Below are 23,264 nucleotides of genomic sequence, written 5' to 3' on the forward strand. Positions count from 1 at the left end.
GCAAGCCGGAAAGCCACCGGCGATGCGGGGATTTTTGCAATAGAAAGAAGGCGAGACGATGCGATTTTTTCATTTATCCGATCTGCATATCGGAAAACAGTTATACGGTTATTCACTGCTGGAAGATCAGGAGTGGATATTGAACAAAATTTACGAACTGATCGATAAAGAGCGGCCGGACGGCGTCCTGATCGCAGGGGATGTCTATGACAAATCCGTGCCTGCGGCGGAGGCAGTTACCGTATTTGACCGGTTTCTTACTAAGGTAAGTCAGCTGGAACCGAAGATTCCGGTGCTGATCATCAGCGGCAATCATGATTCCCCGGAGCGGCTGTCTTTCGGGGCAGAGATTCTGAGCCGGCAGCAGGTCTATGTGGCGGGCAGCTGTCCACAGTCAGAAAACGAACATCTGAAAAAAGTGACGTTTCAGGATGCGTGGGGCGAGACGGATGTCTGGATGCTGCCGTTTGTAAAGCCGGGATATGTGCGAAAACTGATGGAGGAGAGCAGGAAAAAAACGGACAGAGAAGACGGAGCAGGGCAGGGAAGCTACGGCTCCCAGGAGGCAGATAGAGAGCCGGAAACCGAAAGGGAAGAGATCCGCAGGGATTATAACGAGACGGTAAAATTTCTTCTCGAAAGGGAGAACATCGACACTGCCAGGAGAAATATCCTGATTTCGCATCAGTTCTACACAGCAGGCGGGGAGATACCTAAAACCAGTGATTCCGAGACGATAACGGTAGGCGGACTCGATCAGGTGGAAACCGCGTGTCTGGCACCATTTTCCTATGTGGCGCTGGGACATATTCACCGTCCGCAGTCGATGGGAAGAGAGAGCATCCGTTACTGCGGATCGATGTTAAAATATTCGGTCAGTGAGTGGGCACAGGAAAAATCGGTGACGGAAGTGATCCTGGAAGCGCCGGGACAGGAACCGGTCATCCGGCTGCATCCGCTGAAACCATTGCGCGAGGTATGTGTGATCCGGGGAACCCTCGAAGAAATCCTGGAAGCCAACAAAGACCGCGTCAGTGAGGATTATGTCAGTATCGTTCTGACGGATGAACAGGAACTGTATCAGCCGAAGGAACAGCTGGAGCGGATCTTTACGCATATTCTGGAAGTGCGTACGGAGAGAAACTGGAAACTTGCGAAAGAATGGGAGGACGGACAGGAAGAGGAGACACAGACAGATCCGAAGCTGGTCTTTGAACAGTTCTTCTCCCAGATCCAGGGGCGGCAGCTGCTTGAGGAAGAGGCAGAAGTGCTTGAAGAAGTATTTGCGAAAGTCAGGGAGGATGAAGGATGAGACCGATGATACTGACGATGTCCGCATTTGGCTCCTATGCGGACTGTGTGACGATAGATTTCGGACAGGTACAGCAGGGCGTATTTCTGATCACCGGGGATACCGGGGCAGGTAAGACAACGATCTTTGACGGAATCACCTATGCACTGTACGGACAGACCAGTGGAGGACGGAGAGACGGAACCATGATGCGCAGCCAGTATGCGCCGAGCGGGACAAAAACGTACGTGGATCTGACATTTTCCACCGGCGGACAGGTCTGGCGGGTGCTTCGAAGTCCGGAATACGAGCGGGAGAGCAAACGGCGGAACAAAGACGGCGAGCGGACGATGACAAAGGAGCGGGGCAGTGTGGAACTGTACCAGCCAGACGGCAGTCTGTATCCGGGAACCAGACAGGAGGTTAATCGAAAACTGGTGGAGATCCTCGGGGTGGATGCCAGACAGTTTATGCAGATCGCGATGATCGCGCAGGGGGATTTTCTGCGGCTGCTGCTGGCAAAGTCCGATGAACGAAAAGAAATTTTTTCCCGGATCTTTGACACCCGGATCTTCGGTCGTGTGCAGGAAGAACTGAAAAACAGAAGCAAACGGTGTTACGGCGAACTGGAAGACAACCGGAAGTTGTGTCTGCGGGAAATAGAACAGTTGGAAGTTTCAGAAAGTACGGCGCAGGAAAAGGAAGAACTTCTGAGAACCGGGCAGAAAGAACCGGATCTGGAGGCAGTGCTTGCCTTTGCCGAGCGTTTACTGGAAGAAGAGAAAGCGCAGTATGAACAGAGCCAAAAAGAGATGAAAAAAACAACTGCGGTGCTGGAAAAACTGAATCAGCGCTACAGTGTGGAAAAAGAGCGGGCGCAGAGTTTTGCGAAACTTGCGCAGCTGGAAAAACGGCTCGGCGTACTGGAAGCGGAGAGAGAGGAGAAAGATCAGGAAAAAGAACGAATCGGTGCTGCAAAACGGGCGGCAAAAGTAGAGACGGTCTATGCAGGCTACCGTGAGGCGGCGGAGAGCAGAAAACGGGCCAAGATGCAGGAAAAACAGCTGGAAGGATGGCTGGAGGAACGGAAAGCGGAAACCGGAAAACTGAAAGAGAAAGAGGAAACCTGGAGCAGCTATGTAAAGAAACTGGAAGAAAAAGAGGTGCCGGTTCTCGAACGGCTGCGACAGGCACTCGAACAGTATGGACAGCTCCAGAGTCATCTGAAAGAGGCAGAACGTCTGGAAAAACACAGACAGCAGGAGGCGGACCGTTACCAGAGGGCAGATCGCGCTTACCGGCAGCAGGCAGAACGCTACGAGGCACTGTATCAGGAATATCTTGCCGGACAGGCGGGGATTCTTGCCGCACAGCTGAAAGAGAATGCCCCGTGTCCTGTCTGCGGCTCGCTGCACCACCCTTCCCCCGCGAAACGGCCTTTGGCAAATCTGAGCCAGGAACTGGTGGAAAAGGAGCGGGAACGCCGGAATCAGGCGGAAAATGACCGGGAAGCGTGCAGACAGAAGTACCAGGAGACAGAAAATCGCTATCAGCAGGAAATGGCGGTTATCCGGGAACAGCAGATGCGCCTGTTGCAGAGGGAACAGAACGAAGAAGAAAGCCTGGAAGTGATGAAAAACCGCTGGGAAGAATGGGAAGAGAAAGCCAGGAAACGACTGAAAGACGGGGAAGAAAAACTCCAGGTTTCAAAAAAAGAATTGGATCGAGCCACGCAGAGCCTGCAAAAGTTTTTACAGGAAGAGAACCGGAAAAAAGGGCAGCTCGAAGAGGTACAGCGACAGTGTGAGATTTTCAAAGAGCAGGAAAAAGAAAAACGGACAGCTTATGAAGCGATGCGAAGCGAGCAGCAGTTTGAGACGGAAGAGGATTTTCAGAACGCATGCATGAAACCTGCAGAGCTGGAGCGCCGGGAAAAAGCGCTGGAAGCCTATGAAGAACAGCTCAGACAGAGCCGCCAGGAAGTGAACTGGCTGAGACAGCAGCTGAAAGGAAAAGAAACACCGGATCTTGCACAGACGGAAAGTGAGCTGAAAGAGCAAAAAGAACAGCAGCGGATGCAGGAGAGAGAACTCCGAAAACTGTACAGCCGCAGAGAGACGAATCAGCAGGCGGCCCGGAAGCTGCAACAGCTGACAAAGGAGAGGGAAGAACTGCGAAAACGGTATCAGGTGTTGAATACGCTCAGCCGTACCGCAAACGGCAGTCTCGCCGGTACAGCAAAGATTGATCTCGAATCGTATATGCAGCGGCAGTATTTTCAACAGATGATCCGCTGTGCGAACCGTCATCTGGAACGGATGGCAGCCGGACAGTTTTTGTTAAAATGCAGGAGCCTGGAAAACCTCTCTACTCAGGGAAATGCCGGGCTGGATCTCGATGTGTACAGCCTGATCACCGGAAAGGTGCGGGATGTCAAGACACTGTCCGGCGGGGAATCCTTCATGGCGGCACTGGCGCTGGCACTCGGGATGACGGATGTGATCACACAGGCTGTGGGAGCCGTCCACATCGATACGTTATTTATTGATGAGGGATTTGGCTCGCTCGATGAAAATGCGAGAGAACAGGCAATCCGCATCCTGCAGGGACTTTCCGGCGGCAGCCGCCTGGTGGGAATCATTTCCCATGTGACAGAGCTGAAAGAACAAATCGAGCAAAAACTGGTGGTGACAAAAGGAAAATCCGGCAGTAAAGTCGAGTGGAAATAAGAAAAAGACCTATGCAGACCGCAAAATTTGTGGTACTGTTTTTAATATGGTCTGCAAAGACAAAAAGTAGTTATACAGCAGAAAGGGGTAAGAATCATGAGACAGTATCATGAGACAGAAAAAAATGAGATCCAGAAACTGGCAAAGATGTACCGGGAATTTCTGGATGCAGGAAAAACAGAACGGGAATGCAGCAGTAATATCTGCAGAATCGCAAAAGAAAATGGTTTTGAAAATCTGGAGGATGTGATCCGTGAAGGAAAACAGCTGAAAGCCGGAGATAAAATTTACGCAGAAAATATGAAAAAATCCGTGATCATGATGGAGATCGGAACAGATGATATCGAAAACGGTATGCTCCTGATCGGTTCCCATATCGATTCTCCGCGTCTGGATATCAAACAGAACCCGTTGTATGAAAACGGTGGTATGGCATATCTGGATACCCATTATTACGGCGGAATCAAAAAATATCAGTGGGTAGCTTCTCCGATGGCGATCCACGGTGTGATCGTAAAAACAGACGGAACGACCGTGCAGGTAAATATCGGTGAGAAACCGGAAGATCCGGTTGTCGGTGTGACCGATATTCTGGTACACCTGTCCGCAAAACAGATGGAGAAAAAAGGAAGCGTTGTTATCGAAGGCGAGGATCTGGATCTTCTGGTAGGCAGCCAGCCGATCGATAAAAAAGAAGGCGAAAAAGAGGAAAATCCGGTGAAAGCCTATGTGCTGCAGCTGTTAAAAGAACAGTACGGTATCGAGGAAAAAGATTTTGTGTCCGCAGAACTGGAAGTTGTACCGGCAGGAGCGGCAAGAGATTTCGGTCTGGACAACAGCATGATCATGGCTTACGGACAGGATGACAGAATCTGTGCCTTTACCTCTCTGATGGGATTCTTACACAGTAAACCATCCGCAAAGACAAAAGTATGCCTGTTTGTGGATAAAGAAGAGATCGGAAGCGTCGGAGCAACCGGTATGCATGCGCATTTCCTGGAAAATACCGTTGCAGAAGTGATCAACAGCCTGGGTGCATATTCAGACCTGAAACTGCGTCGTGCCCTGAAAAACTCCAAGATGCTGTCCGCAGATGTCAATGCCGGATACGATCCGCTGTATGCCGAAGTATTTGAAAAAAATAACTCCGCATATGTGGGAAAAGGTGCAGCCATCAGCAAATACACCGGTTCCAGAGGAAAGAGCGGTTCCAACGATGCCAGTGCAGAATATCTGGGAAGCCTGCGAAAAACCTTTGACGATGCCAATGTTGCATATCAGACCGCAGAACTTGGAAGAATCGATGCGGGCGGCGGCGGAACGATCGCTTACATCCCGGCAGCTTACGGTATGGATGTGATCGATATCGGTGTGCCGATCCTGAACATGCATGCGCCGTATGAGGTAAGTTCTAAGGCGGATGTATACGAGACAACCAAATGCTACAAGGCATTTTATGAGATGTAAAGAAATAAAGAAGAAATAAAAAAAGATATAAAACAGAGGCTGTGGTGCGTGCCGGAAAGACCGTACAACAGCCTCTTGTGTAAAAGGAAGAGGAAGATGACAGACCAAACTGCTTACTTAAATCTGGTACTAGAAAAACTGAACGAACGAATCGTAAAGCTGAATCTGTCCCTGCAAGAAGGGGCAAAAGAAGTGGAAGATATGCACGAATATTACTGGGAAAACTATACGGAGATGGACCAGTACGGATATGAGGATTATGATAATCAGCAGGCCCTGTTGAATCAGCTGAACACAAACCAGCAGCAGATGCATCTGAAGCACCGGTTTCAGAAAATGCTGGATTCCCCTTTCTTTGGAAGAGTGGATTTTTGCTATGACGGAGAGGACGAGGCGGAAAGCTTTTATATCGGCATCGGAAACTTCGCCGAGAGAACCGGACAGACGCCTCTGGTCTACGACTGGCGGGCACCGGTCAGCGGTCTGTTTTACGATTTTGACCGGGGAGAAGCCTGGTATGAGGCGCCGGGCGGACGTATGGACGGGGAAATCGTCTCCAAATGGCAATATAAGATCAAAAACGGGAAGATGGTGTACGCTTTCGAGAGTGATGTGAAGATCGATGATGACATCCTGAAAGCGGAGCTGGGTGCGAACGGGGATGTTCAGCTGAAAAATATCGTGCGCACGATCCAGAAGGAACAGAATGCGATCATCCGCAATACGAGCGACCGGATCCTGGTGATCCAGGGAGCGGCGGGAAGCGGAAAGACTTCGGTGGCACTTCATCGGATTGCGTATCTTTTATATCATGACCGGAAAAACCTGAAATCCTCGAATATTCTGATTTTATCGCCGAATGGTGTATTTTCGGATTATATTTCACATATTTTACCGGAACTCGGGGAAGAAAATATTCAGGAGATGAGTTTTGATCTCTTTGCCTACCGGGAACTGAAAGATGTGGCGCCGGACTGCGAAGACCGGTATGATATGATTGAGCGGAATCTTGTGCATCCCAAGGAACGGGGACGGTACTGGGAAAAACAGTCTCCGGATTTCCTGAATCAGATGGAAGGATACCTGATGGAGCTGGAAGACAGCCTGATGGATATCCGGGATTTCACCTATCGAAACTATGAGATCAAAGCATCCCGGATCCTGACGCTGTTTTACACCCGTTTTCTGGAGATTCCGCTGTTATCCCGGATGGATGCGGTGCGGGAGTATGTGGTGGATGATTATGAGACACTTGCCGGACGGGATCTGAACGAGGAAGAGCAGCAGTATTTTTACGATCAGTTCATGGCGATGTATGAGACGAGAGATATCTATGTACTCTACAGCCGTTTTCTCGAATCCATCGGGATGCGTCCGCTTCCACGGGTGTGGTATGAGAAACGGATGCTGCGGTATGAGGATGTCTACCCGGTACTCTATCTGAAATACCGGCTGGTGCAGCCAGCAAAACGGGCGGGCGTCAAGCATCTGGTGATCGATGAGATGCAGGATTATACCCCGATGCAGTACCAGATCCTGGCAATGCTGTTTCCGTGTAAGATGACAATTCTCGGAGATAAGGCGCAGACGATGGATGAAAAACAGCAGGATGTGCTGAAGTTTTTACCGGGGATTCTGGGAAAGAAACTTCGAAAGATCGTGATGAACAAAAGTTACCGGAATACGGTGGAGATCGCCAAGTATGCGGCGGAACTTGCCGGAATTACCGATCTGGAGCTGTTTGAACGTCACGGAAAACCGGTCGTGGAAGAAGTGTTTTGGAAGCCGGAGAAAGCGGTGGAAAAAATCGCGGAGCACCTGCGGGTGCAGCCGGATGGCTATGAAACTGCCGCAGTGCTCACCATGACGGATCAGGAAGCCTGGGAGCTGGCAAAAGCCCTGAAAGAGCGGCTGGGAGAGGATTCGGTTACCTATATGAACAAAGACAGCTCCCGTTTCAAAAAGGGCATCACAGTGACAACGTTCTATCTCGCGAAAGGACTGGAATTTGATCAGGTATTTACCGTCTGGGGACGGCAGCCGGAGGACGCACTGATCCGGCAGGCGAAATATATCTGCGCGACGAGGGCACTGCATGAGCTGTATATGTATCAGATTGCGTCAGGAGAAAAACAGGTATAAAGAAAAAGGATATCACAGCCAGAAAATTACTGGCAGAGATATCCTTTCTTTTCTAACTCCTGCCCGATCAGATCGAGTGTCTCATTGGAATCTGCGGAGACGGTGTGATAATGGTATCCGGAGGTAACATCTTTTAACGGGGTGGATTTGCCGCTTTTTAATTCTTCCAGAAAGATCTGTACATCTCTGCGGGAAGAGATATGCAGGGGTGCCTGGATCTGTCCGTAGATTTTATGGTGGACAAAGACATCCTCCGCGGTACCGCCAAGATCCACGATGGTGCATAACTCATCGGCGATCTGCTCGCTGGTGTGAAAAACTTTGAAAATACGGGAGACACGAAGCGGTGCCTGGATCAGATAGCCGCGGTTGGTGGAAAGCACTTCATGTCCCTGCGCGCGAAGCAGAGCCATGTCCTGCACGATCACCTGACGGCTGACGCCAAAATGTTTTGCAAGTGCAGTCCCGGAAAGCGGTGTCTGCGTTCCGGATAAAAGTTGTAATAATTCCTGTCGGCGTTCGCTGCCTGTCATGAGATCCCTCCTGTCGTAAACATTCTATAAAAGAGTATATGCCAGAAAGAAAAGAATTTCCAGCCATATTTTATGAGAAATTTATAAAAATTTTCTGATAGTTTTCTTGCAGGAAGTATTTCCCAGGGTATAAAATAAAGCACATGAGAAAGGAGACGAAGATGGATATGAATGAAATCAAGAATAATTCGCCCAAACGACCGGTGATCTTTTATTATGCGATCGCGCTGATCGTCCTGCTGGCTCTGAACTTTCTGCTGGTGCCTTGGATGAGTGAGCGAAGTGTAAAAGAGACCGGATATAACGAGTTCTTAAGCCAGGTCAGTGCCGGTAATGTAACTGAAGTAGAGGTACAGGAACAGAATGCTGTAATTTACTATAAAGTAAATGTAAACGGCAGGGAAGAGGTCTGCAAGACAGGAACTATGAATGACCCTGAGCTGGTAGATCGGCTGAATCAGGCGAATGTAAAGTTTGGTTCTGTGATTCCGCAGAAACAGTCCATGTTGGGTACCCTGATCTTCAGCTGGGTGATCCCGATCCTGATCTTTGTTCTGATCGGTAACTGGCTGTCCAAGAAAATGGCAAAGAGCATGGGCGGAGGTCCGGGCAGTATGATGTTCGGAAAGAGCAACGCCAAGATTTATGTAAAATCATCTACCGGTATCAAGTTCTCTGATGTGGCAGGTGAGGATGAAGCGAAAGAGCTGCTGACAGAGATCGTAGATTATCTGCACCATCCGGAACGCTATCAGGATATCGGTGCACAGATGCCGAAGGGAGCGCTGCTGGTAGGTCCTCCCGGGACCGGTAAAACCCTGCTTGCAAAAGCAGTAGCCGGTGAGGCAAACGTACCGTTTTTCTCCATCTCCGGATCTGAGTTCGTGGAGATGTTCGTAGGTATGGGTGCCGCAAAAGTGCGTGACCTGTTCAAACAGGCGAACGAAAAAGCACCGTGTATCGTATTTATCGATGAGATTGATACGATCGGTAAAAAGCGTGACGGCAATATCGGCGGCAACGATGAGAGAGAGCAGACACTGAACCAGCTGCTGACCGAGATGGATGGATTTGACGGTTCGAAAGGTGTTGTCATCCTGGCAGCGACCAACCGTCCGGATTCCCTGGATCCTGCCCTCCTTCGTCCGGGACGTTTTGACCGGAGAATCCCGGTGGAACTGCCAGATCTGCAGGGAAGAGAAGAGATCCTGAAGGTTCATGCAAAGAAGATCAAGATTGCAGACAACGTAGATTTCAGCGCGATCGCGAAAGCGGCAGCAGGAGCTTCCGGTGCGGAACTTGCCAATATTGTCAATGAGGCAGCCCTCCGTGCGGTCAGAGATGGCAGAAGATTTGCCACGCAGGCAGATATGGAAGAGAGCATCGAAGTGGTTATCGCCGGTTATCAGAAGAAGAATCGCGTACTTTCCGAGAAGGAAAAACTGATCGTATCCTACCATGAGATCGGTCATGCGCTGGTAGCGGCAAAACAGACGAACTCCGCACCGGTACACAAGATCACGATTATCCCGAGGACTTCCGGAGCACTTGGTTACACGATGCAGGTGGAAGACGGCGAACATTATCTGATGAACAAAGAAGAACTGGAAAACAAGATCGCGACCTTTACCGGTGGACGTGCAGCGGAAGAACTGATCTTCCATTCGATCACGACCGGTGCTTCCAACGATATCGAGCAGGCAACCAAACTGGCAAGAGGCATGATCACACGTTACGGTATGAGCGATGAGTTCGATATGGTAGCAATGGAAAATGTCAGCAACCAGTACCTGGGCGGCGATTCTTCTCTGACCTGTTCGTTCGAGACACAGACGCTGATCGACAAAAAAGTGGTCGAACTGGTAAGACAGCAGCATGAGAAAGCACTGCAGATTCTGCAGGACAATATCATGAAACTGCATGAGCTGGCAAAATACCTGTATGAAAACGAAACCATCACCGGAGAAGAATTCATGCAGATTCTGGAAAGACAATAGAAAAAGCCCTTTAATTCTTAAAAAAAATGTGGTAATATGAAGATTATATCAGAGCGTGTCTGGTTTCAGGCACGCTCCATTTTGAATTGAGGAGGAGCGTAATGGAAAAAGAAGTAGTTTCCAAGAACTTTATTGAACAGATTATAGAAAAGGACCTGGCAGAGGGAAAATACGAGACAATCTGCACCCGTTTCCCTCCGGAACCGAACGGATACCTGCATATCGGACATGCAAAATCCATTCTGTTAAACTATGGTCTTTCTCAGGAATATAACGGAAAATTCAACCTGCGTTTCGACGATACCAACCCGACCAAAGAAAAAATCGAGTTTGTAGAGTCCATCAAAGCAGATGTAAAATGGCTGGGAGCTGACTGGGAAGACCGCCTGTTCTTCGCATCCAACTATTTTGACCAGATGTATGAAGCAGCCATCAAGCTGATCAAAAAAGGAAAAGCATTTGTCTGTGACCTGACAGCAGAGCAGATCCGCGAGTACCGCGGAACCCTGACAGAGCCAGGAAAGAACAGCCCGTACCGTGACAGAAGCGTGGAAGAGAACCTGGATCTGTTTGAACGGATGAAAAACGGTGAGTTCGAGGACGGAACGAAAGTTCTGCGTGCCAAGATCGATATGGCATCTCCGAACATCAATATGAGAGATCCGGTTATCTACCGTGTGGCACATATGACACACCACAACACCGGAGACAAATGGTGCATCTACCCAATGTACGATTTCGCACATCCGATCGAGGATGCAATTGAGGGAGTTACTCATTCTATCTGTACGCTGGAATTTGAAGATCACCGTCCGTTATACGACTGGGTGGTAAGAGAACTGGAATATCCATATCCGCCGAAACAGATCGAATTCGCAAAACTGTACCTGACCAATGTGGTAACCGGAAAACGTTACATCAAACGTCTGGTAGAAGAAGGCATCGTAGACGGATGGGATGATCCGCGTCTGGTATCTATCGCCGCTCTGAGAAGAAGAGGATTTACACCGGAATCCATCAAGATGTTTGTGGAACTGTGTGGTGTGTCCAAGGCAAACAGCTCCGTAGATTATGCGATGCTGGAGTATTGTATCCGTGAAGATCTGAAATTGAAACGTTCCCGTGTAATGGCGATCCTGGATCCGGTAAAACTGATCATCGACAACTATCCGGAAGGTCAGATCGAAGAGCTGGAAGCTCCGAACAACATGGAAAACGAAACTCTGGGGACCAGAAAAGTACCATTTGGCAAAGAACTGTATATCGAGAGAGAAGACTTTATGGTAGAACCTCCGAAAAAATACAAACGTCTGTACCCAGGCAACGAAGTACGTCTGATGAACGCATACTTTGTAACCTGCGTCGGCTACGATACCGATGAAGAGGGCAACGTAACAGCCGTTCACTGTACTTACGATCCGGCTTCCAAGGGAGGCAATTCTCCGGACGGAAGAAAAGTAAAAGGAACCATTCACTGGGTAAGCGCCCAGGATAACGTACAGGCAGAGGTTCGTCTGTATGAAAATATCATTGATGAAGAAAAAGGGGTATACAACGAAGACGGTTCCCTGAACCTGAACCCGAACTCCCTGACCGTTCTGAAAAACTGCTATGTAGAGAAGAGCCTGAAAGATGCCAAAGCATACGACAGCTTCCAGTTCGTAAGAAACGGATTCTTCTGTGTAGATGCGAAAGATTCCAAAGAAGACGCACTGGTATTCAACCGGATCGTTTCTCTGAAGAGTTCATTCAAACTGCCGAAATAGAAAACCAATGGGGACGGAGAAAAGTGGCTTTTTGCCACTTTTCTCCGTCCCCATTGGTTTTCAGCAATTATTCTTCGGTTGTTTTTTCAGAATCGGTTTCTTCGCTTTCGCCAGTTTCGGCTTCTTCTTCGGTTTCAGCCTCTTTACTTTTTTCTTCTTCCTCATCCTCCGGAACCGGAGTATCGGAAGGAATGGTGGTGTAGCTGCGGCATGGTGTGCAGCTGTTGACTTCCGGATTTTTTTCTTCTTCGTCGTCCCACAGGTCGTCGAAGTCTTCTTCTCCGAGGTCATTGACTTCTTTGCATTTTTTTACATATGCGAAAGCAGCGCCCAGAGCAGCACCGGCAACGGCGATGCCGGTAATGGTTTTTAAAAGTTTTTTATTCATTTGCGTCAGTCTCCTTTTTTCGTACTTTCCAATCAGGTGATATTCTGTAACTGTAAAGATGAAAGATACTGAACAGTTACGATATTTGTATCTATTTTAATCCATTTTACAGTAAAAGGAAAGGGTTATTTTTACAGAGTGTTTTTGCTTGCACTGGGTGGTGGCAGGAAGTATAATGAAAGAAATCTGAGATTGTTGTCCGAAAAGCCGGATAAAAATAAAACAATGGCAGATGGTGTTGAAAGGAAGAGGACTGGAATGTATAAAGCTTGTATTTTTGATCTGGATGGAACACTGGCGGATACCGTGGAATCGATTGCAAATGTGGCAAATCAGATTCTGGAACGTTTTGGAGCGCCGGCACAGCCTGTGGAGGACTATAAATATCATGCCGGTGATGGCGGGAATGTGCTGATGGAGCGGTGCATGAAAGCTGCAAGAGCAGACATGAGTCATCTGGAAGAAGGTCAGAGACTGTACCGTGAGATCTTTGCCGAAAATCCGTTATATAAAGTCACGGTATTTGACGGAATGAAAGAGACGTTGGAAGAACTGAAACGCAGAGGCGTAAAGCTGGCAGTGCTATCTAATAAACCGCATGAGGCGACCTGTCTGGCTGTGACAGGATTGTTTGGAACAGATACCTTTGAGGTAATTCAGGGACTGGAAGTGGGGATGAAGAAAAAGCCGGACCCATCCGGAGCACTGAAAATAGCCAAAAAACTGCAGGTGGAGCCGTCGGAGTGCATGTATGTGGGAGATACGAACACAGATATGAAGACCGGAAAAGCAGCAGGGATGTATACTATCGGTGTCCTGTGGGGATTTCGGGACCGGAAGGAACTGGAAGAAAATCATGCGGATGAGATTATCGGTCACCCGAAAGCATTATTGAAGATACAGGAGGAGAAATAAATGTATAGCAAAGCGTGTGTGGAAACTTTTTTAAAAAATCAGGGACAGCTTTTTGATGAGCCGGTGGCAGAGACTTACGAGGAAGCAGAAGAATTTCTGGAAGAATGTATGGCTGTCGTGGTAAAAAATATCAAAGAAGTAAAAGAATATCTGGATGAGAGCGGTATGGACGTGGAAGGCATGAGCAAAGAAGAACTGCTCGAAGCCAGCGAGATCTTCCCTCTGCCGGATGGAACGTATCTGATCGTGGAAGGATAATACAACGAATATAAAAGAACGGATACACAGAATGAAATTCAACATCACACCGGCGGATCTGCCGCATCTTCGAAATATCAATCTGATCCTTTATGGCGATTCCGGGATCATAAACGGACAATTGGATGTGTGGGAACTGGTGGAAAATATCCTGATTTTTGTACCGTTTGGTGTCTATGCCGGTATGCTGGTGAAAGAGAGATCCTGGTGGAAAGTGATCCTTGCCGGTGCGGGATTCAGCCTGATTCTCGAAACTCTGCAATATGTGTTCGCAATCGGGGCAAGTGATATCACAGACGTGATCAACAATACACTGGGGGCAGCTCTTGGTATGCTTTTGTGGAAAGGATTTCATCGGATCGCAGGAGAGAGAAGCTTTATGATCGCACAGGTCATCGCGACGATCGGAACAGTCGGCATGATCGGAATGAGTGCCCTGCTCCTGATCGCAAATGCATAGCCGGACATCGATATATATGGAAAAAATCAGACAAAATGTATACGCATGTTGGATTTTTATTTAAATATTTGTAAAAGACATTGAATTCTAAAACGGATGATGCTACACTAAATGAGATATAAGAATTAAAGTAACTATTCAGTAGGGAATATTCCGCGAGGTGTTTTGGCATGAATATGCCAAAATCCCGAGACCTGTAAGCCAAAATGCCATCACCGAAGGTGATTTTAAATGCATTTTAGCTCGTGACTGTGAAGGTACTGAACAGTTACGATTAAGTTTCTTTAGGAGGGAAAAGCAAATGAGAATCTTAGTTACAGGTGGAGCTGGTTATATCGGAAGCCATACATGCGTGGAACTGCTGAATGCAGGTTACGACGTTGTTGTAGTGGACAACCTTTATAACGCAAGTGAGAAAGCTCTGGACAGAGTAGAAAAAATCACAGGAAAGAAAGTAGTATTCTACAATGCAGACATCCGTGATAAACAGGCAATGAATGACATCTTCGACAAAGAAAAAGTAGATGCAGTGATTCATTTTGCAGGTCTGAAAGCAGTTGGAGAATCTGTAGTAAAACCAATCGAATACTATGAAAATAATATCGCAGGTACCTTGAATCTCTGCGATGCCATGAGAAATCACGGTGTAAAAAATATTATCTTCAGTTCTTCTGCAACCGTTTACGGAGATCCGGCATTTATTCCGATCACAGAAGAATGCCCGAAAGGAACCTGTACCAACCCTTATGGATGGACCAAATGGATGCTGGAACAGATCCTGACAGACCTGCACACTGCAGATCCGGAATGGAATGTTATCCTGCTTCGTTACTTCAACCCAATCGGAGCACATAAGAGTGGCATGATCGGTGAAGATCCGAAAGGAATCCCGAACAACCTGCTTCCGTATGTTGCACAGGTTGCCATCGGCAAACTGGAATGCCTGGGAGTATTCGGTAATGACTATGATACTCCGGATGGAACCGGCGTACGTGATTACATCCATGTAGTAGACCTGGCAGTAGGTCATGTAAAAGCACTGAAGAAACTGGAAGAAAAACCGGAAGTTCGTGTATACAACCTGGGAACAGGACATGGCTACAGCGTACTGGATGTGGTTCACGCATTTGAAAAAGCATGCGGTCATGAAGTAAAATACCAGATCAAACCGAGACGTGCAGGCGACATCGCTATGTGCTACTGCGATCCTACCAAAGCAAAAGAAGAGCTGGGTTGGGAAGCACAGTACGGCATCGAAGAGATGTGCCAGGATTCCTGGAGATGGCAGAGCCAGAACCCGGATGGATATGCAACTGAAGAAAAATAATATAGAAATGTAATACATATAGTCCCCGGTTTTCCTGTAGAATGAGAACCGGGGACTGTTTTTTATTTACGCGAGTAACGAGTCAAATTCGCAAAGCGTATTTTATTTCGTTTACGCGGGCAACGAGTCCAAGATTGCACTTACTGGAAACGCAAATATTTGTTGAGAAAAGTGAAAAGAGAAGCCGGAAGAGGAACATTTAAGTTTCCTTTCGGCTTCTCTTTTTGAAATATATTTACCGTTATTTACGCATTATGAAGAATCGATTTATGCTCATAAATCGATTCGCTTGTCAGCTGGATACCGAGGCGTTTGAAGGTCTGGATATCCACCTGTGACAGCATCACGCTTGTGTGTACCTGGCAGCCTTTCAGGTTCGGGATCTGATCGAGGGCTTTCTGTGCAGCCGGGTTCAGCGCGGTACTGCTGGAGAGAGCGATCAGGATCTCATCCGTGTGCAGTCTCGGGTTACGGCTTCCCAGATAAGCGGTTTTCAAGATCTGGATCGGTTCGATGGCAGCCGGGGAAAGAATATGTGTCTCATGGGAGATGCCTGCCAGTTCTTTCAGTGCATTCAGAAGCAGGGCAGCGGATGGTCCCAGAAGATCCGAAGTTTTTCCGGTGATGATCTTGCCGTCCGGCAGTTCCATGGCAGCAGCCGGTGCACCGGTCTGTTCGGCACGTTCCATGGCAGCACCGACAACTTTACGATCCTGCGGTGTGATATGCGCCTGTTTCATCAGCAGTTCCAGTTTGAAGACTTCGTCTTCTTTCTTGGAGCCATCTACCAGACCTGCTTTCGCCTGATAATAACGGCGGATGATCTCCTGACGGGAAGCCTCCTGGCATACTTCATCGTCGATGATGCAATTTCCAGCCATGTTGACACCCATGTCTGTCGGAGATTTGTAAGGGCACTCGCCGAAGATCCGTTCAAACATGGCTTCGAGTACCGGGAAGATCTCCACGTCACGGTTGTAGTTGACAGTGGTTTCGCCGTAAGCTTCCAGATGGAACGGGTCGATCATATTGACATCGTTCAGATCTGCGGTGGCAGCTTCGTATGCGAGGTTAACCGGATGTTTTAACGGGATATTCCAGATCGGGAATGTCTCGAACTTCGCATAACCGGCGCGGACGCCGCGTTTCTGTTCATGATACAGCTGAGACAGGCAGGTAGCCATCTTTCCGCTTCCAGGTCCCGGCGCTGTGATAACGACCAGAGGACGGGTGGTTTTGATGTAATCATTCTTTCCATAGCCTTCGTCGCTCACGATATGAGAAACATTGTTCGGATATCCGTCGATGGAATACAGAATGTATACCGGGATATTCAGTTTTTCCAGTTTTTTCTTGAAGGCATCTGCACTTTTCTGACCGGTGTACTGGGTGATCGCAACGCTTCCCACATACAGACCTTTTCCGCGGAATGCCTCGATCAGTCGCAGCACATCCACATCATAGGTGATACCGAGGTCCCCGCGGACTTTATTTTTTTCGATATCGCCGGCGCTGATAACAACAACGATTTCTGCCTGATCAGAAAGCTGCATCAGCATCTGCAGTTTGCTGTCCGGTGCAAAACCCGGCAGTACACGGGATGCGTGGTAATCATCAAAAAGCTTTCCTCCAAACTCCAGGTAGAGCTTGTTGTCAAACTGATTGATACGTTCCCGGATGTGCTCAGACTGCATGGATAAATATTTTTGATTGTCAAATCCGATTTTCATCTAACCTTGTCCTCCTGTATAAAAAATAAAGATAACTGTTCTGTGTTTTTTTAACACCGCCTATCGGACAGTTATAAAAATAAAAATTCATTCCCTAGTATACTACAAAAACAGCGAGAAATGCTATAAAGAAATGAAAAAATTACAGGAATTTGAAAATTCGGTGACGAAAGAGGGAAAAGAGTTGATTTATCATAAAGAAATATTTATAATAATGAAGGTATTAGAAGGAGGAAATTATGGACCAAAGACCGAATAATTATAATGATCAGGGGTCGAACGGACAGGAACCGAATGGAAATGGCGGACCCGGAGGGCCAAAGAATAAATCATCTCTGCTGGTGCTGCTGATCTGCGTACTGGCAACCCTGCTGATCTGGACAGTATTCAGCAATATTTTACAGAGTTCCACATCGAAAGAGATCACTTATGACAAATTCCTGGAGATGCTGGATAAAGGAGAAGTCAAGTCGGTAGAACTGCAAAGCGGTGTACTGACGATCGTTCCGAGAGAACAGAAAGTGGAAGGTGTGGAATTTGAATATTCTACCACAGCGATGGAAGACAGCACCACACTGACAGCGAGACTTCTGGAAGCGGAACAGAAAACCGGAAAAGAGATCACATTCAACGAGATCCAGCCGGATCCGACCGGATCAATCATCTATACGATTTTAAGTCTGCTGATACCGTTTGTATTTCTGATTTTCCTGATGAACTGGGTGATGAGAAAGATGAACAAAGGCGGCGGAATGATGGGTGTCGGAAAGAGCAAAGCCAAAGCCTATGTACAGAAAGAAACCGGTGTTACGTTCAAGGATGTAGCCGGTGAGGATGAAGCGAAGGAATCCTTGCAGGAAGTGGTGGATTTCCTGCATAATCCGGGAAAATATACGACGATCGGTGCAAAACTGCCAAAAGGAGCCCTTCTTGTGGGACCTCCCGGAACCGGTAAGACACTGCTTGCAAAGGCAGTTGCCGGAGAAGCACATGTGCCGTTCTTCTCATTGTCAGGTTCCGACTTTGTGGAAATGTTCGTCGGCGTTGGAGCTTCCCGTGTCCGTGATCTGTTTGAAGAAGCGAAAAAGAACGCACCGTGTATCATTTTTATTGATGAGATCGATGCGATCGGTAAGAGCCGTGACAGCCGGTACGGCGGCGGTAACGATGAGCGTGAGCAGACACTGAACCAGCTGCTTGCGGAGATGGATGGTTTTGATTCATCCAAGGGTATCCTGATCCTGGCGGCAACCAACCGTCCGGAGATCCTGGATCCGGCGCTGCTTCGTCCGGGACGTTTTGACCGTCGTGTTATCGTGGAACGCCCGGATCTGAAAGGCCGTGTCAATATCCTGAAAGTACATGCCAAAGATGTGTCTCTGGATGAAACCGTAGATCTGGATGCCATCGCACTGGCAACTTCGGGAGCTGTGGGTTCCGACCTTGCCAATATGATCAATGAGGCTGCGATCCTTGCTGTAAAGAACGGAAGAAAAGCGGTTTCTCAGAAAGATCTGTATGAGGCAGTGGAAGTTGTACTGGTCGGTAAAGAAAAGAAAGACCGGATCCTCAGCCAGGAGGAACGCCGGATTGTGTCCTACCATGAAGTTGGTCATGCACTGGTAAGTGCCCTGCAGAAAGATGCGGAGCCGGTGCAGAAGATTACGATCGTACCGCGTACGATGGGAGCACTCGGTTATGTCATGCATGTGCCGGAAGAAGAAAAATACCTGAATACCAAGGCTGAGTTAGAAGCGATGCTGATAGGTCTTCTAGGCGGTCGTGCTGCAGAAGAAGTGGTATTTGGCAATGTGACAACCGGAGCGTCAAACGATATTGAAAAAGCCACTCAGATCGCGAAAGCGATGATCACCCAGTACGGTATGTCTGAAAAATTCGGACTGATGGGACTGGCAAGCGTGGAACATGAATATCTGAACGGTCGTGCAACTCTGAACTGCGGCGATGCGACAGCGACAGAAATCGACCACGAAGTGATGAAGATACTGAAAGAATCCTATGAGCAGGCAAAACAGCTGCTCTCTGAACACCGCGAAACACTGGATAAGATCGCTGCGTTCCTGATCGAGCGCGAGACGATCACCGGAAAAGAATTCATGCAGATTTTCCATGAGGTGGAAGGTACAGCGGAAACGCAGCCGGAACTGCCAGAAAAACCTGCAGAAGAAGCACCGAAGAAAGCGGATGCAGAACCGGTGGCAGAAACCGGAGCACAGGATGTATCAGCGGATAGTAATGATACAGAAGAAAAGAAGGTACAGGAGCCGGTGAATGAGAATCCACAGGAGTCTCCAGTACAGGAATAAAAAGAAGTGACAGAATAAGGAAAATGGAACAGAAAACTGCCCCATTTTCCTTTTTTCAAAAGCAGAAATCTGATAAAGAGAGAAAGAAGGGAAGGATGCGGGAATGTTTGATATTCAGGAAGAACTGAAGAAACTGCCGGGAAAACCGGGCGTCTATATCATGCACGATGCGAAAGATACGATCATCTATGTGGGGAAAGCGATCAGCCTGAAAAACCGGGTGAGGCAGTATTTTCAGAGCAGCAGAAATCTCGGGGTAAAGAAAGAGCAGATGGTGCAGCAGATCGCGAGATTTGAGTATATCATCACGGATTCCGAGTTGGAAGCACTGGTACTTGAATGTAATCTGATCAAAGAACACCGGCCAAAATACAATACGATGCTCAAGGACGATAAGACCTATCCGTATCTGAAAGTGACGGTCAATGAGGAATATCCGCGGGTACTGTTTGTGCGGAGAATGAAAAAGGATAAAGCAAAATATTTCGGACCGTACACAAGTTCCAATGCGGTCAAGGACTCGATGGAACTGATCCGGAAGCTGTACCATGTCCGTACCTGCAATCGGAATCTTCCGCGGGATATCGGCAAAGACCGTCCCTGTCTGTATTACCATATCAAACAGTGTAAAGCACCGTGTCAGGGCTATATTTCCAAAGAAGAGTATCAGAAACAGATCGAGGGCGTGCTGGATTTTCTGAACGGAGATTACAAAAAGCTGCTGAAAGAACTGGAAGAAAAGATGCTTGCGGCGTCGGAAGAACTGCGGTTTGAGGAAGCCGGGGAATACCGGGATCTGATGCAGAGTGTGCAGAAGATCGGTGAGCGCCAGAAGATCACCGGAAGCCAGGGCGAGGACAAAGATGTGATCGCGATGGCGATGGATGAGGAGGATGCGGTGGTACAGGTCTTCTTTATCAGAGAGGGCAAGATGATCGGAAGAGATCATTTTTATCTGCGGATCGCAGCGGATGCCACACCGTCACAGATCCTTCTGAACTTTGTCAAACAGTTTTATGCGGGAACGCCGTTTATCCCGAAAGAGCTGATGCTGCAACGGGAGATTGACGAGATTGATGTGCTCGAAGAGTGGCTCAGCAAAAAACGGGGACAGAAAGTCCATATCCGGGTGCCGAAAAAAGGAACCAAGGAGAAATTGGTGGAGCTGGCGGCACGGAATGCACGGATGGTACTGACACAGGACAAAGAAAAGCTGAAGCGGGAAGAGGGCAGAACGATCGGAGCCATGAAGGAGATCTGTGATCTGCTGGAACTGGAGAGTTTACAGCGAGTAGAGTCCTACGATATTTCCAATATCAGCGGTTTTGAGTCGGTAGGTTCCATGGTGGTCTATGAAAAGGGAAAACCAAAAAGAAACGATTACCGTAAGTTCAAGATCAAATCGGTACAGGGACCGGACGATTACGCCAGCATGCAGGAAGTGCTGACCCGGCGGTTCCGGAGGGGAATCGAGGAACAGAAAGACAAGGAAGAAGACGAATTCAGCGGTTTCAGCCAGTTTCCGGACCTGATCCTGATGGATGGTGGAAAAGGTCAGGTGCATGTGGCGGAACAGGTACTTGCGGATCTGGGGCTGACGATTCCCGTCTGTGGTATGGTTAAGGATGACAATCACCGGACGAGAGGACTGTATTATCAGGATCATGAGATCCCAATCAGCCATACCAGCGAGGGATTTAAACTGATCACGAGGATCCAGGATGAGGTGCATCGTTTTGCCATCGAATATCACCGCCTGCTTCGCAGCAAGGGACAGGTACATTCGATCCTGGATGATATCGAGGGCATCGGACCGACCAGGAGAAAAGCACTGATGAAATATTTCAAATCAATCGAGGAGATCCGGGCGGCGAGTGAGGAAGAACTCGGCAAGGTTCCGTCGATGAATCGGCAGTCTGCACAAAAAGTCTATCAATTTTTCCATTCCTGATGGTTGATTTCTTGCAGTCTGTGCTCGCATGTGATAAGATATTTATAAAGTTTTTGAAAAAGGAGAGCGAGATATGAAGGCTGTAAAACTGACCAAACTGGTTCAGGAAATGAACCTGAAGAATCTTACGCCGGAAGTGGACATGGAACATGTACGCATCACCCTTCCGGATATCAACAGACCTGCCCTTCAGCTGACAGGATATTTTGAACATTTTGCCTCTGAACGTGTACAGATTATCGGTTATGTAGAATACACCTATCTGATGCATCTGAATCCGGAAGAGAGAAAACGCAGTTTTGAGAATTTTGTATCCAAACAGATTCCCTGTGTGATCTTTACGACGATGACGGAACCGGATGAAGATATGCTTGATATGGGAAGAAAGTACAATGTGCCGATTCTTGTAACAGAAAAAACCACATCCAATTTTATGGCAGAGATCATCCGCTGGCTGAACGTACAGCTGGCACCGTGCATCTCCATCCATGGTGTACTGGTGGATGTATACGGTGAAGGTGTCCTGATCATGGGTGAGAGCGGCATCGGTAAGAGCGAGGCTGCGCTGGAACTGATCAAGCGTGGACATCGTCTGGTAAGTGACGATGTGGTGGAGATCAGCAAAGTCAGTGATGTGGAACTGGTGGGAACCGCACCGGATATCACCCGGCATTTTATCGAACTGCGCGGTATCGGTATCATCGATGTGAAGACGCTGTTCGGTGTGGAAAGTGTAAAAAATACCCAGTCCATCGATCTGGTCATCAAACTGGAAGAGTGGAGCCGGGATAAAGAATACGACCGTCTGGGACTGAAAGAAGAATACACAGAGATCCTTGGCAACAAAGTTGTCTGCCATTCTCTGCCGATCCGTCCGGGTCGAAATCTGGCTGTTATCGTAGAATCTGCGGCAGTCAACCACCGTCAGAAAAAGATGGGATACAATGCGGCACAGGAGCTGTACAACCGTGTACAGGCGAACCTGGCAAGAAAGAAGGAGGACTAAAAAATGAGTTACTGTTTTGGAATCGATATCGGGGGAACAACCGTAAAATGCGGATTATTTACAACAGAGGGTGAACTTCTGGAAAAATGGGAGATCAAAACCCGTACAGAAGAAAACGGAAAAGCGATTCTTCCGGATGTGGCAGAGACCATTCTGAAAAAAATGGAAGAAAAAGGCATTGCAAAAGCAGATGTCATCGGTGTTGGTGTCGGAGTTCCGGGACCGGTTGTAAAAGAAAGAGAAGTACAGGTAGCAGTCAATCTGCACTGGGGACGTACGATGCTGGCAGATGTTCTGGAAGAACTGCTGGGTCAGATCCCGGTAAAGGTAGGAAATGACGCCAACGTTGCAGCGCTCGGTGAGATGTGGAAAGGCGGCGGAGAAGGTACACAGAACCTGATCATGGCTACCCTGGGAACCGGTGTCGGCGGCGGTATCATTGTGGACGGAAAGATCGTTACCGGTGCACACGGAGCAGGCGGAGAGATCGGACATGCATGTGTGGAACCGGAAGAAACCGAAAGCTGTAACTGTGGAAATAAAGGATGCCTCGAACAGTTAGCTTCCGCTACCGGTATCGTAAGAATCGGTAAAAAGATCATGGCAGAAAATACTGCTGAGACAAAACTGACACTGGATGATTTCAGCGCAAAAACCATCTTTGATGCATACAAAGAAGGTGACGGTGTTGCAAAACAGATCGTGGACAAATTTGCCGGATATCTGGGAACCGCACTGGCAATCTTCTCCTGCGTGGTTGACCCGGAAGTTATCGTTATCGGCGGTGGCGTATCCAAAGCCGGACAGCCTCTGATCGACGCTGTGGCAGGTCATTATAAAGAACATGCCTTTATCAGCTGCAAAGATACACCGATCGTTCTGGCAAAGCTGGACAACGATGCAGGAATCTACGGAGCTGCAAAACTGGTAGTTGCGTAAAACAGGTATTCTGATACATTTGTAAAAAAGATTCAGGA

17 protein-coding genes are annotated in these 23,264 nt (G+C 48.1%); 14 read left to right on the top strand and 3 right to left on the bottom strand.

What is annotated here, in order from left to right; all coding sequences use genetic code 11:
• The first annotated feature begins 58 nt into the window (after positions 1–58).
• From ETP43_RS04675 to ETP43_RS04690, 4 genes are all read left to right on the top strand, one after another.
• The gene (locus tag ETP43_RS04675) at positions 59–1,312 is read left to right on the top strand and encodes an exonuclease SbcCD subunit D (protein ID WP_129257192.1); all 1,254 of its coding nucleotides are present in this window, start codon (positions 59–61) and stop codon (positions 1,310–1,312) included.
• Positions 1,309–4,020, top strand: a complete 2,712-nt coding sequence (locus tag ETP43_RS04680) for an AAA family ATPase (RefSeq protein WP_129257193.1) — start codon at positions 1,309–1,311, stop codon at positions 4,018–4,020. The genes ETP43_RS04675 and ETP43_RS04680 overlap by 4 nt, the downstream gene beginning before the upstream one ends.
• 96 nt (positions 4,021–4,116) lie before the next feature.
• A complete protein-coding gene (locus ETP43_RS04685) occupies positions 4,117–5,487 on the top strand; it encodes an aminopeptidase (RefSeq protein ID WP_129257194.1) in 1,371 nt (456 codons plus the stop codon).
• A gap of 96 nt (positions 5,488–5,583) precedes the next feature.
• The gene (locus tag ETP43_RS04690) at positions 5,584–7,629 is read left to right on the top strand and encodes a HelD family protein (protein ID WP_129257195.1); all 2,046 of its coding nucleotides are present in this window, start codon (positions 5,584–5,586) and stop codon (positions 7,627–7,629) included.
• A gap of 26 nt (positions 7,630–7,655) precedes the next feature.
• Here the strand turns inward: ETP43_RS04690 and ETP43_RS04695 are convergent, their stop codons facing one another.
• Entirely contained in the window at positions 7,656–8,162 is a 507-nt protein-coding gene (locus ETP43_RS04695; RefSeq protein WP_129257196.1) for a transcription repressor NadR, read from the bottom strand.
• Between the two features lie 167 nt (positions 8,163–8,329).
• Between ETP43_RS04695 and ftsH (ETP43_RS04700) the strand changes: the two genes are divergently transcribed.
• A complete protein-coding gene (gene ftsH / locus ETP43_RS04700) occupies positions 8,330–10,159 on the top strand; it encodes an ATP-dependent zinc metalloprotease FtsH (RefSeq protein WP_129259465.1) in 1,830 nt (609 codons plus the stop codon).
• Positions 10,160–10,260: 101 nt separating this feature from the next.
• Positions 10,261–11,925, top strand: coding sequence for a glutamine--tRNA ligase/YqeY domain fusion protein (locus ETP43_RS04705; RefSeq protein WP_022399424.1), 1,665 nt, complete (start codon positions 10,261–10,263; stop codon positions 11,923–11,925).
• Positions 11,926–11,992: 67 nt separating this feature from the next.
• Here ETP43_RS04705 and ETP43_RS04710 read toward each other — a convergent pair whose 3' ends face one another.
• On the bottom strand, positions 11,993–12,313 hold the full coding sequence (locus ETP43_RS04710) for a hypothetical protein (RefSeq protein WP_129257197.1): 321 nt from the start codon (positions 12,311–12,313) through the stop codon (positions 11,993–11,995).
• A gap of 258 nt (positions 12,314–12,571) precedes the next feature.
• Between ETP43_RS04710 and ETP43_RS04715 the strand changes: the two genes are divergently transcribed.
• The 4 genes from ETP43_RS04715 (at position 12,572) to galE (ending at position 15,273) form a co-directional block, all read left to right on the top strand.
• Positions 12,572–13,228 (top strand): HAD family hydrolase, encoded by a 657-nt coding sequence (locus ETP43_RS04715; RefSeq protein WP_129257198.1) that lies wholly within the window; start codon positions 12,572–12,574, stop codon positions 13,226–13,228.
• Positions 13,229–13,486, top strand: coding sequence for a hypothetical protein (locus tag ETP43_RS04720; RefSeq protein WP_022399421.1), 258 nt, complete (start codon positions 13,229–13,231; stop codon positions 13,484–13,486).
• A 31-nt stretch (positions 13,487–13,517) separates the two neighbouring features.
• Positions 13,518–13,946, top strand: a complete 429-nt coding sequence (locus ETP43_RS04725; RefSeq protein WP_129257199.1) for a VanZ family protein — start codon at positions 13,518–13,520, stop codon at positions 13,944–13,946.
• Positions 13,947–14,247: 301 nt separating this feature from the next.
• Positions 14,248–15,273 carry a UDP-glucose 4-epimerase GalE gene (gene galE / locus ETP43_RS04730; protein ID WP_022399419.1) on the top strand — a complete coding sequence of 342 codons (1,026 nt, stop codon included), beginning with the start codon at positions 14,248–14,250 and terminating at the stop codon, positions 15,271–15,273.
• 245 nt (positions 15,274–15,518) lie between these two features.
• Here the strand turns inward: galE and ETP43_RS04735 are convergent, their stop codons facing one another.
• The gene (locus tag ETP43_RS04735; protein ID WP_022399418.1) at positions 15,519–17,003 is read right to left on the bottom strand and encodes a DUF1846 domain-containing protein; all 1,485 of its coding nucleotides are present in this window, start codon (positions 17,001–17,003) and stop codon (positions 15,519–15,521) included.
• A gap of 239 nt (positions 17,004–17,242) precedes the next feature.
• Here ETP43_RS04735 and ftsH (ETP43_RS04740) point away from each other — a divergent pair, with 239 nt between their 5' ends.
• The 4 genes from ftsH (ETP43_RS04740) (at position 17,243) to ETP43_RS04755 (ending at position 23,226) form a co-directional block, all read left to right on the top strand.
• Positions 17,243–19,330 carry an ATP-dependent zinc metalloprotease FtsH gene (ftsH, locus tag ETP43_RS04740; protein ID WP_129257200.1) on the top strand — a complete coding sequence of 696 codons (2,088 nt, stop codon included), beginning with the start codon at positions 17,243–17,245 and terminating at the stop codon, positions 19,328–19,330.
• Between the two features lie 103 nt (positions 19,331–19,433).
• On the top strand, positions 19,434–21,281 hold the full coding sequence (gene uvrC / locus ETP43_RS04745; protein WP_129257201.1) for an excinuclease ABC subunit UvrC: 1,848 nt from the start codon (positions 19,434–19,436) through the stop codon (positions 21,279–21,281).
• A 73-nt stretch (positions 21,282–21,354) separates the two neighbouring features.
• Complete coding sequence (gene hprK / locus ETP43_RS04750; protein WP_129257202.1) at positions 21,355–22,287, top strand: HPr(Ser) kinase/phosphatase; 933 nt, start codon at positions 21,355–21,357, stop codon at positions 22,285–22,287.
• 3 nt (positions 22,288–22,290) lie between these two features.
• Positions 22,291–23,226 (top strand): ROK family glucokinase, encoded by a 936-nt coding sequence (locus ETP43_RS04755; protein WP_022399413.1) that lies wholly within the window; start codon positions 22,291–22,293, stop codon positions 23,224–23,226.
• Positions 23,227–23,264 lie beyond the last annotated feature (38 nt).

Origin of the sequence: Blautia faecicola, from assembly GCF_004123145.1 — a bacterium.
GTDB lineage: Bacteria > Bacillota > Clostridia > Lachnospirales > Lachnospiraceae > Oliverpabstia > Oliverpabstia faecicola.

Coding starts and splice junctions, on each gene's coding strand:
- ETP43_RS04675 (WP_129257192.1), top strand. CDS start 59: ATGCGATTTTTTCATTTATCCGATCTGCATATCGGAAAACAGTTATAC.
- ETP43_RS04680 (WP_129257193.1), top strand. CDS start 1,309: ATGAGACCGATGATACTGACGATGTCCGCATTTGGCTCCTATGCGGAC.
- ETP43_RS04685 (WP_129257194.1), top strand. CDS start 4,117: ATGAGACAGTATCATGAGACAGAAAAAAATGAGATCCAGAAACTGGCA.
- ETP43_RS04690 (WP_129257195.1), top strand. CDS start 5,584: ATGACAGACCAAACTGCTTACTTAAATCTGGTACTAGAAAAACTGAAC.
- ETP43_RS04695 (WP_129257196.1), bottom strand. CDS start 8,162: ATGACAGGCAGCGAACGCCGACAGGAATTATTACAACTTTTATCCGGA.
- ftsH (WP_129259465.1), top strand. CDS start 8,330: ATGAATGAAATCAAGAATAATTCGCCCAAACGACCGGTGATCTTTTAT.
- ETP43_RS04705 (WP_022399424.1), top strand. CDS start 10,261: ATGGAAAAAGAAGTAGTTTCCAAGAACTTTATTGAACAGATTATAGAA.
- ETP43_RS04710 (WP_129257197.1), bottom strand. CDS start 12,313: ATGAATAAAAAACTTTTAAAAACCATTACCGGCATCGCCGTTGCCGGT.
- ETP43_RS04715 (WP_129257198.1), top strand. CDS start 12,572: ATGTATAAAGCTTGTATTTTTGATCTGGATGGAACACTGGCGGATACC.
- ETP43_RS04720 (WP_022399421.1), top strand. CDS start 13,229: ATGTATAGCAAAGCGTGTGTGGAAACTTTTTTAAAAAATCAGGGACAG.
- ETP43_RS04725 (WP_129257199.1), top strand. CDS start 13,518: ATGAAATTCAACATCACACCGGCGGATCTGCCGCATCTTCGAAATATC.
- galE (WP_022399419.1), top strand. CDS start 14,248: ATGAGAATCTTAGTTACAGGTGGAGCTGGTTATATCGGAAGCCATACA.
- ETP43_RS04735 (WP_022399418.1), bottom strand. CDS start 17,003: ATGAAAATCGGATTTGACAATCAAAAATATTTATCCATGCAGTCTGAG.
- ftsH (WP_129257200.1), top strand. CDS start 17,243: ATGGACCAAAGACCGAATAATTATAATGATCAGGGGTCGAACGGACAG.
- uvrC (WP_129257201.1), top strand. CDS start 19,434: ATGTTTGATATTCAGGAAGAACTGAAGAAACTGCCGGGAAAACCGGGC.
- hprK (WP_129257202.1), top strand. CDS start 21,355: ATGAAGGCTGTAAAACTGACCAAACTGGTTCAGGAAATGAACCTGAAG.
- ETP43_RS04755 (WP_022399413.1), top strand. CDS start 22,291: ATGAGTTACTGTTTTGGAATCGATATCGGGGGAACAACCGTAAAATGC.